Below are 11,686 nucleotides of genomic sequence, written 5' to 3' on the forward strand. Positions count from 1 at the left end.
ACAAAAAGACCAAACGTGACACTGAAATGCGACATTCATCAGATTTTTATTCTATCAAACCCCATTTTGCGGTACTTTAATAAAGTATTTAAATTAATTTCAGGAAATCGGCAATGCAAAATATCGGGATGTCGTCAAAACTCAACAATGTATGCTACGAAATCAGGGGGCCTGTACTCAAACATGCTAAGCGCATGGAAGAAGAAGGGCATAAAATACTGAAGCTTAATATTGGTAACCCCGCCCCATTTGGTTTTGACGCCCCTGATGAAATCCTTGTTGATGTAATCCGTAACCTACCGACATCTCAAGGTTACTGCGACTCAAAAGGCATCTATTCAGCCCGTAAAGCGGTTGTTCAGCATTACCAGAAAAAAGGTCTACGTAACCTTGATGTAGAAGACGTTTACATTGGCAACGGCGCATCAGAGCTTATCGTGATGTCTATGCAGGCGCTACTGGATAATGGTGATGAAATCTTAGTTCCTGCTCCGGATTACCCACTATGGACAGCGTCTGTTGCACTTTCTGGTGGTACACCGGTTCACTACATGTGTGATGAGGATGCAGATTGGTATCCAGACCTTGATGACATGCGTGCGAAGATCTCACCAAAGACGCGCGGCATCGTTCTTATCAACCCGAACAACCCAACGGGTGCGGTATACAGCCGTGATTTCCTACTTCAAGTTGTTGAGATTGCTCGTGAGCACGGTTTGATTATCTTCGCTGATGAAATCTACGACAAAGTGCTTTACGACGGTGCCGTACACACTTCAGTTGCAACGCTTGCCGAAGATGTATTAATGGTCACATTCAACGGTCTGTCTAAGGCTTACCGTGTATGTGGTTTCCGTGGTGGCTGGATGTTCTTAACGGGTCCAAAGCACATAGCGAAAGGCTACGTTGAAGGGCTAGAAATGCTGGCCTCGATGCGCTTGTGTGCCAACGTGCCAATGCAACACGCGATCCAAACCGCGCTCGGCGGCTATCAGAGTATTAATGAACTGATTCTGCCAGGCGGTCGACTACTTGAGCAACGCGACCGCGCATGGGAGCTGATCAACAAGATCCCTGGCGTTTCTTGTGTGAAACCGAAAGGCGCAATGTACCTGTTCCCTAAGATCGACACCAACATGTACAACATCAAAGACGATCAGAAGTTTGTGCTCGACTTCCTTAAGCAAGAGAAGGTGCTATTGGTTCAAGGTACTGGCTTCAACTGGCCAAAACCGGATCACTTCCGCATCGTGACTCTGCCACATATCGAAGATCTAGAAATCGCGATTGGTCGTCTAGAGCGCTTCTTGCAGACTTACAGCCAAGACGACCTCATCGAAGGTTAATAAGCACAAAGAAAGATGGCTACAATTTGCTGTTTTAAAAGACTTTAACTTGTATTCATTCACTTCTATGCTTAAAGGGCTCCTGTTTGGGCTGTCTCTTATACACAAATCCCTAAGCCACGCTTGGGGATTTTTTTTGAACTATTTTTAGGTTTCATGATCTGATCATCTAAGCAATGACAAGGATGATTATCATGACCTATATAGAGCCAACCCTTTGGGCACAAAAACAGTTCGGTCAAGCCCACCTTAATGACCCTAGACGCACTCAAAGACTCGTTGCTCTCGCAGCCTCACTGGCCGAGCAGCCTGGCGTACCCGTCTCGAAACTCATTATCTCCCCTGCTGAAATGGAAGGGGCTTATCGCTTCATCCGTAATGAGCAAATCAAAGCAGAAGATATCGCAGAAGCGGGTTTTTATGTCACCGCACAAGAAGCATTAGAGCAACAGACACTTCTTGCCTTAGAAGACACCACTTCTCTCAGTTACTCCCATCGCAGCATTCGAGATGAACTCGGGCACTCCAATCAAGGCAATCGACATCGCGCCATGTTCGTACACTCAACCTTACTTTTTGCTCCCGACACTCAATCTGTTATTGGTTTAATTGAACAACAGCGCTGGACTCGTGATATAGAAAAGCGAGGTCAAAGGCACCAGCATGCGACTCGACCATACAAAGAGAAAGAAAGTTATAAGTGGGAACAAGCCTCTCGCCATGTCGCTGAGCGACTTGGCGATAAAATTTCGGATGTCATTTCTGTGTGCGATAGAGAAGCCGACCTATTTGAATACCTCACTTACAAGCGAGAGCAACAACAAAGGTTCCTCGTTCGCTCAATGCAAAGCCGCTGTATTGAAGAGCATGATAATCGTCTTTATAGCTATGCCTCTACCCTGTTATCAGCCGGAGAGAAAGTGCTCGAAATACCGCAAAAAGGCGGTCGTAAAGCTCGCAAGGCTCATTTAGATATCAAATATGCCCCCGTGACACTCAAGTCTCCTGCTAACAAGAAAGAGTTCGATAACATTCCGCTTTACTACGTGGGATGTATAGAACAAGGAGAGAGTGGTAATAAGCTCGCATGGCACTTACTGACTTCAGAGCCGATAACGAGCAAGGAAGAGGCACTCAAAATCGTCAGTTATTATGAGCGGCGCTGGCTAATAGAAGATTTTCATAAAGTCTGGAAAAGTGAAGGGACTGAAGTTGAGCAACTGAGAATGCAAAGTAAGGATAACTTAGAAAGGCTCAGCGTCGTTTTGGCTTTTATCGCGACTCGGTTACTCCAGTTGAGGTTTATGAATGAATCAGACGAGTTATCTAAGAGCAGTTGTGAGCAGGTATTAAAAGGCAAAGCGTGGAAGTTAATGTGGCTCAAGTTGGAGAGCAAAAAACTACCGAAAGAAGCGCCTAATATATCATGGGCTTACAACGGTATTGCTCGGTTAGGTGGTTGGAAGAATACCAAGCGAACAGGTCGCGCTTCTATAAAGACGTTATGGCAAGGATGGCTTAGGTTACAAACCATCCTTGAAGGGTATGAACTCGCTAAGTCTCTTGATTAACCAGACTTGTGATCAAGAGACAGCCTGTTTGGGAGCCTTTTTTGTATCCGCTGTCTCGTATGCCTGTGTAAACACAAAATACGAGTGGAACACTATTTAGAAAGGACGCGTATGAAACAGAGCCACTTCTTTGCCCATCTCGCACGTATGAAGCTAATTCAACGTTGGCCGCTCATGCGCTCAGTCTCAAGCGAAAACATTTCAGAGCATAGCCTACAGGTCGCTTTCGTCGCCCATGCCTTGGCGCTTATCAAAAATAAGAAGTTTAATGGTCAGCTCAACCCTGAGCACATTGCGCTGCTTGGCATGTACCATGACACCAGTGAAGTACTGACTGGAGACTTGCCAACTCCGGTTAAATACTACAACCCAGACATCGCACAAGAGTACAAGAAGATAGAAGCGGCGGCAGAGCAAAGACTGCTTTCAATGCTGCCAGAAGAATTCCGAGACGACTTCGCACCTTTCCTAATTTCAGGCACAGCAAGCAAAGAAGAACAAAGCATCGTCAAGCAGGCCGACACCATCTGTGCTTACCTAAAATGCTTGGAAGAACTCAGTGCGGGCAATCATGAATACGAGCAAGCCAAGCGTAGACTGGAACAAACACTCAAGCAGCGAAAAAGCCCAGAAATGGACTACTTTCTCACCACATTTGCGCCGAGCTTTGAATTATCACTAGACGAGATAAGCTAGCTGGGTATAAGTTGAGTGTAATTAGCTAAATAAATCAATTTGATAGGTGCTATTTTGAATTCTCCACTCGAACCACCATTTGAACTCGAACAAGAATGGCAAGATCGAAATGACGATGAACATAAAATAAGGCGTGATGACCACCGTAGCCCGTATCAACGCGATCGTGCGCGGGTGCTTCACTCTGCCGCTTTTCGCCGCCTCCAAGCAAAAACCCAAGTTCATGGCACCACGGTAAACGATTTCCACCGAACTCGCCTTACCCATTCGCTAGAAGCCGCTCAGCTAGGTACCGGTATCGTTGCCCAGCTGAAAAAAAAGCAGCCCGAGTTTCGAGACCTACTGCCCTCAGACAGTTTGATTGATTCACTGTGCTTGGCTCACGACATCGGTCATCCACCATACGGACATGGCGGCGAAGTCGCACTCAACTATATGATGCGCGACCACGGTGGCTTTGAAGGCAACGCTCAAACGTTTCGCATTGTCACTCAGCTAGAACCTTACACTGAGCATCACGGGATGAACCTGTCTCGACGCACGCTACTGGGGTTAATTAAGTACCCTTCGCTGCTCAGTCAAGTCCAAGCGAGATTACAGTCTGAACCTGTTAAGCATCAACGACAGCTCCGAGCCAAAGATTGGATGCCAGCAAAAGGCATCTACGATCATGATGAAGAACTTTTTAACTGGGTACTGGAGCCGCTTTCAAGCAGCGACCAACAGCTTCTAAAACAGAAAAGAAAAAAACACACCGAACCTCTTGAACATAATAAGACAAAATATAAGTCACTTGATTGTTCGATTATGGAGCTTGCTGATGACATCGCGTATGGCGTCCACGATTTAGAAGATGCGATTGTGCTTGGCTCTGTCACCAAATCTCAATGGGTCGAGTCGGCTTACCCTCAACTTAAAGAGATGGCCGACCCTTGGGTTTGTGAACACCTAGATTCAATCACAGAGATGCTTTTCTCTGGTGAGCAGTATCGTCGAAAGGATGCGATTGGTGGGATAGTCAACGCACTGTTGACCAGTATTTCGATTGAACGAGTAGATGCTAGATTTGAGAATGTACTGCTTGCTTACAATGCGGTGCTTGAACCGAGCATGGACGCCACACTCGACAAACTGAAACACTTTGTCAGCGAGTTCGTGATTCAAGTGCCACAGGTTCAAGTGATAGAATATAAAGGTCAGCAGATTATCATGGATATGTTTGAAGCATTCAGCGCAGATCCTGAACGCTTGCTGCCACTACCTATCAAGAAGCAATGGCTACAACATCAAGATGAGTCTCGAAAAATGCGCGTGATTGCGGATTACATTTCATCAATGACCGATGATCTTGCACAGAAAATGCACCAGCAACTGTTCTCAGCTCATACTGAGTTTTAATTTCTGACTCGTTCCAACGAAACTGGCTTAATCTAGGTAGTTTTTCTCAAACACGCCCGGCGGCATTTGATTGATTTGAAACTGAATCATTTGGTCAAATGCCGTTAGCAGAGAACTAAAGTCTCGATCCTTTTCTAACAAGCTCAACAGATGATAACCCGCCTCTACTGTCGAAAGGCTGTTTTCACTTGGCGCTTTGCGAATTCGGTAATTACCCTTGAGATCTTTCGGCAAGTGAACCGTATTCAGCGCATGCAAGTTACTCGATACTTGCCACATTTTGAACGCCTTCTTCCACGTGCCATCCAATAAAATCACACGCAGCTTCTTATTTGGAGATGTTGCCGACTCAACTGAAACAGAGTTTTCGCTTGGGTATAAAATCACATGTTGGTACTTTTCATCGCACAACAATGCGTTGAGTTGTTCATTGTCTGAAAAGTCTTCACCGACAAACGTCACACTGTTATTTAAGGATAACGAGAGGATACGCGCAGTTCCCATCGGGCGATGCTCTTCTGATGGGTGCTGAAGAATGATAAGCTCAACGTTCGATTCTAGTGGCGTAACCCACTGACATATACAAGCTTTCAAAGCCTTGCTGCATTGGCGGCAATAACGAGACATGGATTTAATGTGTACCCTGTTTTAATTTTCACTTCACTTTTATGCGTCTTATTCCAATTTGAGCCAATACAAGCTTGGGTCGTATGGGATAGCAATGCGATTGCCGAGGGGCAATGGTGGCGGATCCTAACAGGAAACTTTTCACATACCAACTACTCGCACCTTCTGATGAATCTAGCAGGCTTATGGATCATCAGCTATCTGTTTCAACCGAGTAAAAAACAGCTTGTTGCTGCTCTGCTTGTGATTAGTCTAGTGACGGGGATCGCGCTGTTGTTTTCGAGTATTCAGATCTATGTTGGCCTATCTGGCACTTTGCATGGGTTGTTTGGCTTATTCGCGCTCAGTGAGGCTTTAAACGGTAGGAGATCAAGTTGGCTGTTAGTATTGGGATTAATCGCTAAAATCGCTTGGGAGCAGCTTTTTGGCCCTTCTAGCACGACTGGCGAACTGATTAATGCTCGTGTCGCGATTGAAGCCCACCTAGCAGGTGCACTGGCCGGAGGCTTCATATCTATCGCTTCATTTCTAACAAGTATACAAACGGATTAAAGTTGAATTCTTTCGCGGTTCTTTTTAACCGTGGCTTCACCTATCCCTTTCACACTCACCAAATCATCAGCAGTCGTAAATGCCCCATTTTGATCCCTGTAATCGACGATCTCTTGAGCTTTCTTATCCCCAACACCAACCAATAGTGCTGATAGTTCTTCTGCTGTCGCGGTATTGATATTGACCGTAATCTCAATGCCATCGTAAAGCTCTGCCTTAGTTGGGCTGTCTGCATACGCTGCAGGGCTTAACAGAATCAGAAATGTAAGAAATAGTGTTGAATATATCGTGCGCATAAATCGTTCCTTTGTTCAAAAAACGTAACTTATGCATTTGCTGCGCTAGATAAAACGCTCACCAGACAAAAATAAAGCGGGTCACCTAAGTGACCCGCTTCGTTATACATCTAATTTTCATCAACTTGTTAGCTAGCTCGCAAACCGAGTTGCTGCACTACTTTCAAGTTGCATTCTCAAGTTGTATTACTCGGCAGAAGACTACTGAGTAAATTCAAAGCTTATTGAGCTTGACCAACGATGTAGTATTCAACGTCTGCATTTTTACGCAGTACGTTTAGTACATTAGTAAGGTCTTGTTGATTACCAACGCGCTCTAACTGTGCACCAAGTTGTGTGCTGTAAGCAGGGTTGATTTCAGCCGTTACTTTAGAAAGCTCAACAACAACGATGTTACCGTCTTGATCTTTAGATTGACCGAACACAGCTTGACCGGCTTCTGGTTTCACTAGAGCGAATACAGATGCAGCTAATGGAGAATTACGGTCAATGGTTTCAAGTTCAGTAAACTCAAGGCTGTTATCCGCCAGTACCGCTTCATTACCTTGCTTAAGTTCGTTTACTAGAGAAACACCTAGCTCTACCGCTTGTTGCTCTGCTTTTACAGCAGACAATGCAGCTACAACTTGATCTTTCACTTCTGCTAAAGGAAGAACTGTTTCGTCGCGAGTCTCTTCTACACGTACAACAATAACGTGCTCAGGAGCCACTTCGATAACTTCAGAGTTCAAACCGTCTTCTTTCACTTCAGGGCTCAAGATAGCTTGCATTACTGCAGGCGTCATCAGAACTTCTGGAGCGTCAGCTTGAGAGATGAAATCAGTCGTCGTGATCTTCGCGTTGATAGCTTCAGCAGAGTCGTCTAGAGAATCTGGGAATTCAAACGCTACTTTTTCAAGTTCAGTTTGTTGCTCGTAGAACTGATCAACGGCGTGTTGGTCTAGAAGCTCTTGCTTAATATCAGTAGCAACTTCAGTGTAAGGCTGAGCTTGAGATGCTTTTACTTCGTCTAGCTTGATGATGTGGTAGCCAAAATCAGATTTAACTAAGCCAGTCGTATCGCCAATATTCTCAAGAGCGAAAGCCGCCTCTTCGAATGCTGGGTCCATAACATCGCGTTCAATCCAACCTAGGTCACCGCCAACATCTGCACTACCGAAGTCGTCAGATTTTTCTTCTGCTAGCGTAGCAAAATCAGCACCTGCATTTAGCTCGTCTAGGATAGACTGAGCTTTCGCTTCGTCATCACCTTGAACTAGAATGTGGCTAACTTTACGTTGCTCTTCAGTAGAGTACTTATCTAGATGCTCTTGGTAATATTTCTGTGCTTCCTCATCGCTAACTTCAAGTTGCGATTTAAGTGCTTCAGCAGAAAGTTCGATGTAAGACACCTTAGCCTGCTCTGGACGAGTGTAAGCCGCAGGGTTCTCTTGGTAGTACTGTTCGATTTGCTCGTCAGTTAACTCGATGGTTTTCGCTAGGTCAGCAACAGACAGTGTCACTGTGCGAATGTCACGAGTTTGAGCAATAAGCTTGCTCTGAATATCAATTTCGCCTTGAAGAACAAATTCACTGCCTTGAAGTGCAGTAACAAGTTGGTTACGCATTAGGTCACGACGCATGTATTCAGCGAAGCTTTCTGCGCTGAAACCTGCACGACGTAATGCCGATTGGTAAACTTCTTGGTCGAATTGACCAGCCGTTTGGAACTGAGGCATTTCTAGAATCATTGTACGGATTTGAGAATCACTGATTCGTAGGCCTAGAGACTCTGCTTGCTGCTCAAGTAGAACATCGTTGATCATGCGATCAAGTACTGACTTACGGAAAGACTCCACGTATGCAGGGTCTGCAAGCATTTGAGCGAAGTAATCGCCAAGTTGAGATTGCATGCGATTACGTTCGTTTTGGTAAGCTTGTTCGAACTCACCACGAGCAATTTCTGTGTTGCCAACTTTAGCTGCTGCGTTGTTACCGCCACCGGTGATGTAGCTGCCTACACCTGCGAATACGAATGACAGGATAATCAACCCAAGGATAATTTTTACCGCGATGCTATTCACGCCTTCGCGTAATCGATCCATCATAATTTAAGTGCTCTCCGGATATGAAGCATTGGCTTCAAAATAAAAATCTATTCACGCGATATTATCAGAAAAAGAAATGCGCATCAGTAGGATGCGCATAATTTAAATAAGTTCAATGTGCTTTGCACATATACTGTTTAAAAATGAAACATCATTGTTCAAACAGTAAACGCATATTACTGCCTTCCCCTCACAAAACTCGAGGTTTCAGCAACAAAATTAGTTACATGCGTCTTTAAGTGCTTTACCCGCTTTGAAGCCAGGTACTTTAGCTTCTGCGATTTGGATCTCTTCACCAGTTTTTGGGTTACGACCTGTACGAGCAGCACGAGTACGAACACTGAAAGTACCAAAGCCAACCAGTGCAACTTGGTCGCCTGATTGTAGCGTTGTGCCAACTGCTTCGATGAAAGCGTCTAGAGCGCGACCAGCTGAAGCTTTAGAGATGTCTGCGTTTTCTGCGATTGATTCTACTAGTTGTGTTTTATTCACTGTTTTTCCCCTATGTGTCATCTGTGACTACTTCTCGATGACTGTACGTTCCATTTTGGTTTTAATTTAGCCGCAAGCCTTATTACAAAAGGGCTGCCGCTTTAGTCGAATAACTTAGCGTCCAAAAAAAACGCTGACAAGCCTTTTCGGGTCTATCAGCGTAATTCTTTACTTATTTTTGCTATGCATCACTATTTTTTCACGTCGAACTCGACCCCTGACGGATCTCGTTCTAGTGCGACTTTCAGTACTTCATCAATCCATTGAACCGGAATCACCTTCAAGTCAGCGATTACGTTGTCTGGAATCTCTTCCAAATCACGTTCATTGTCTTTTGGAATCAAGACTGTTTTAATGCCACCGCGGTGCGCTGCAAGCAGCTTTTCTTTCAAGCCACCGATAGGTAAAACTTCACCACGAAGGGTAATTTCACCTGTCATACCGACCTCTGCTTTTACAGGGTTACCCGTTAAGCTAGAGACCAATGCAGTACACATTGCGATACCCGCACTCGGGCCATCTTTTGGCGTTGCACCTTCCGGTACGTGAACATGAATGTCACGTTTCTCGTAGAAATCGGTGTTAATACCCAGATTTTCTGCACGAGAACGAACCACTGTCATTGCCGCTTGAATCGACTCTTTCATCACATCGCCTAGTGAACCGGTTTGCGTTAGCTTACCTTTACCTGGCATTGATTCAGTTTCGATGGTCAGTAGATCGCCACCTACTTGCGTCCATGCTAAGCCAGTTACTTGGCCGATACGGTTGCTTTCATCCGCTTTACCGAAGTCATGACGTTGCACACCTAAGTACTCTTTCAGGTTATCAATGTTAACCGTTACAGATTTAAGGCTGTTGTCTAACAAGATATTCTTCACTGCTTTACGACAGATCTTAGAGATTTCACGCTCTAGGCTACGCACACCCGCTTCACGCGTGTAGTAACGAATGATGCCGATGATTGCAGAGTCTTCAATCTCAATCTCATTAGGCTTAAGACCGTTGCGTTGAACTTGCTTGTCCAATAGGTGGCTCTTAGCAATGTTCAGCTTCTCATCTTCTGTGTAACCCGACAGACGAATCACTTCCATACGGTCCAATAGTGGGCCCGGAATATCCATCGAGTTAGACGTTGCAACAAACATCACATCAGATAAATCGTAATCGACTTCTAGGTAGTGATCGTTAAATGCGTTGTTTTGCTCAGGGTCTAGTACTTCTAGAAGCGCAGAAGATGGGTCGCCACGCATATCAGAAGACATCTTATCGATTTCATCTAATAGGAACAGTGGGTTCTTAACACCAACTTTAGACATCTTCTGGATTAATTTACCCGGAAGTGAACCGATGTACGTACGACGGTGACCACGAATCTCAGCTTCATCACGAACGCCGCCTAGCGCCATACGTGTGTACTTACGACCCGTTGCCGCGGCAATCGAACGGCCTAGCGAAGTTTTACCAACACCAGGAGGACCAACAAGACAAAGGATTGGGCCTTTTAGTTTGTTGATACGGTTTTGTACTGCCAAGTATTCGAGAATACGTTCTTTAACACGCTCTAAGCCGTAGTGATCTTCGTTTAAGATCTCTTCCGCTTTCGCTAAATTCTTTTTAACTTTTGAACGCTTAGCCCAAGGAACGCCTACCATCCAATCAATGTAACTACGTACTACTGTTGCTTCAGCAGACATTGGCGACATCATTTTCAGTTTTTGTAGTTCTTGCTCAGTTTTTTCACGAGCTTCTTGAGGCATCTTAGAATCTTCGATCTTCTTCTTCAGAGTCTCGAATTCATCAGGCGCGTCGTCCATCTCGCCCAGTTCTTTCTGAATCGCTTTCATTTGCTCATTCAGATAGTACTCACGCTGAGACTTTTCCATCTGTTTCTTAACGCGGCCACGGATGCGTTTTTCAACTTGCAGGATATCAATTTCTGACTCCATTTGGCCCATCAAGAATTCCAGGCGTTCCGTCACATCTGAAATTTCTAGAACGTGCTGCTTATCTACCAGTTTAAGTGGCATGTGCGCAGCAATCGTATCAGCAAGGCGAGCAGCCTCATCAATACCGTTCAGTGAGGTTAGAACCTCTGGTGGAATCTTTTTGTTCAGCTTAATAAAGCCTTCGAATTGATTGATCGCACTGCGAACAACCACTTCTTGTTCTTTTTCGTCAAGTTCTGAGGTTACAACGTATTCGGCATCCGCTAAGAAAAACTCACTCTCTTTGAACTGGTGAATTTTCGCACGCTGCTGACCTTCGACAAGTACTTTTACGGTACCATCTGGCAGCTTTAGCAACTGAAGAATAGTAGCGACTGTACCTACGTTAAATAGGTCGTCGATTGAAGGCTCATCAGTGTCCGCTTCTTTCTGCGCTACAAGTAGTACTTGTTTGTTAGCTTCCATTGCCGATTCAAGGCAAGTAATCGATTTTTCACGACCAACAAACAATGGAATAACCATGTGTGGGTAAACCACTACATCACGTAGAGGTAGCACGGGGATTTCGATACGCTCGGAACGTTCCAAGTTCATATATTTCTCTCTTCCGCTTTAACTTATAAAGCAGTATATGGGGCTTAAACGACTGGATTCAATGGAAGAATAAAAAAA

10 protein-coding genes are annotated in these 11,686 nt (G+C 44.9%); 5 read left to right on the plus strand and 5 right to left on the minus strand.

The annotated features are described in order from the left end of the window. Window positions 1-113 precede the first annotated feature (113 nt). The 4 genes from OCV30_RS10990 (at window position 114) to OCV30_RS11005 (ending at window position 5,011) form a co-directional block, all read left to right on the plus strand. Window positions 114-1,346, plus strand: a complete 1,233-nt coding sequence (locus tag OCV30_RS10990) for a pyridoxal phosphate-dependent aminotransferase (protein WP_065679258.1) — start codon at window positions 114-116, stop codon at window positions 1,344-1,346. 194 nt (window positions 1,347-1,540) lie between these two features. Then, entirely contained in the window at window positions 1,541-2,917 is a 1,377-nt protein-coding gene (locus OCV30_RS10995; RefSeq protein WP_102265919.1) for an IS4 family transposase, read from the plus strand. Window positions 2,918-3,028: 111 nt separating this feature from the next. Continuing rightward, on the plus strand, window positions 3,029-3,613 hold the full coding sequence (gene yfbR, locus OCV30_RS11000; protein WP_065679314.1) for a 5'-deoxynucleotidase: 585 nt from the start codon (window positions 3,029-3,031) through the stop codon (window positions 3,611-3,613). A 54-nt stretch (window positions 3,614-3,667) separates the two neighbouring features. After that, complete coding sequence (locus OCV30_RS11005) at window positions 3,668-5,011, plus strand: anti-phage deoxyguanosine triphosphatase (RefSeq protein WP_065679315.1); 1,344 nt, start codon at window positions 3,668-3,670, stop codon at window positions 5,009-5,011. Window positions 5,012-5,038: 27 nt separating this feature from the next. Here the strand turns inward: OCV30_RS11005 and OCV30_RS11010 are convergent, their stop codons facing one another. Beyond that, complete coding sequence (locus OCV30_RS11010) at window positions 5,039-5,638, minus strand: tRNA-uridine aminocarboxypropyltransferase (RefSeq protein WP_065679316.1); 600 nt, start codon at window positions 5,636-5,638, stop codon at window positions 5,039-5,041. 9 nt (window positions 5,639-5,647) lie between these two features. Between OCV30_RS11010 and rrtA the strand changes: the two genes are divergently transcribed. Further along, window positions 5,648-6,190, plus strand: a complete 543-nt coding sequence (rrtA, locus tag OCV30_RS11015) for a rhombosortase (protein ID WP_065679317.1) — start codon at window positions 5,648-5,650, stop codon at window positions 6,188-6,190. On the opposite strand, the gene OCV30_RS11020 is transcribed toward rrtA, so the two are convergent. The 4 genes from OCV30_RS11020 to lon form a co-directional block, all read right to left on the minus strand. Beyond that, window positions 6,187-6,486 (minus strand): ComEA family DNA-binding protein, encoded by a 300-nt coding sequence (locus tag OCV30_RS11020; protein ID WP_012604502.1) that lies wholly within the window; start codon window positions 6,484-6,486, stop codon window positions 6,187-6,189. The two genes, rrtA and OCV30_RS11020, sit on opposite strands and share 4 nt — an antisense overlap. 221 nt (window positions 6,487-6,707) lie before the next feature. After that, window positions 6,708-8,573, minus strand: coding sequence for a peptidylprolyl isomerase (ppiD, locus tag OCV30_RS11025; RefSeq protein ID WP_065679318.1), 1,866 nt, complete (start codon window positions 8,571-8,573; stop codon window positions 6,708-6,710). A 219-nt stretch (window positions 8,574-8,792) separates the two neighbouring features. Next, window positions 8,793-9,065: an HU family DNA-binding protein gene (locus OCV30_RS11030; RefSeq protein WP_004736083.1), complete on the minus strand. Its 273-nt coding sequence runs from the start codon at window positions 9,063-9,065 to the stop codon at window positions 8,793-8,795. 191 nt (window positions 9,066-9,256) lie between these two features. Continuing rightward, complete coding sequence (gene lon, locus OCV30_RS11035) at window positions 9,257-11,608, minus strand: endopeptidase La (RefSeq protein WP_065679319.1); 2,352 nt, start codon at window positions 11,606-11,608, stop codon at window positions 9,257-9,259. Window positions 11,609-11,686 lie beyond the last annotated feature (78 nt).

The sequence above is a fragment of the Vibrio atlanticus genome (genome assembly GCF_024347315.1).
GTDB lineage: Bacteria > Pseudomonadota > Gammaproteobacteria > Enterobacterales > Vibrionaceae > Vibrio > Vibrio atlanticus.

Excerpts from the sequence above, each read along its gene's own strand:
- yfbR (WP_065679314.1), top strand. The coding sequence starts at position 3,029 with ATGAAACAGAGCCACTTCTTTGCCCATCTCGCACGTATGAAGCTAATT.
- ppiD (WP_065679318.1), bottom strand. The coding sequence starts at position 8,573 with ATGATGGATCGATTACGCGAAGGCGTGAATAGCATCGCGGTAAAAATT.
- OCV30_RS11020 (WP_012604502.1), bottom strand. The coding sequence starts at position 6,486 with ATGCGCACGATATATTCAACACTATTTCTTACATTTCTGATTCTGTTA.
- lon (WP_065679319.1), bottom strand. The coding sequence starts at position 11,608 with ATGAACTTGGAACGTTCCGAGCGTATCGAAATCCCCGTGCTACCTCTA.
- OCV30_RS11010 (WP_065679316.1), bottom strand. The coding sequence starts at position 5,638 with ATGTCTCGTTATTGCCGCCAATGCAGCAAGGCTTTGAAAGCTTGTATA.
- OCV30_RS10995 (WP_102265919.1), top strand. The coding sequence starts at position 1,541 with ATGACCTATATAGAGCCAACCCTTTGGGCACAAAAACAGTTCGGTCAA.
- OCV30_RS10990 (WP_065679258.1), top strand. The coding sequence starts at position 114 with ATGCAAAATATCGGGATGTCGTCAAAACTCAACAATGTATGCTACGAA.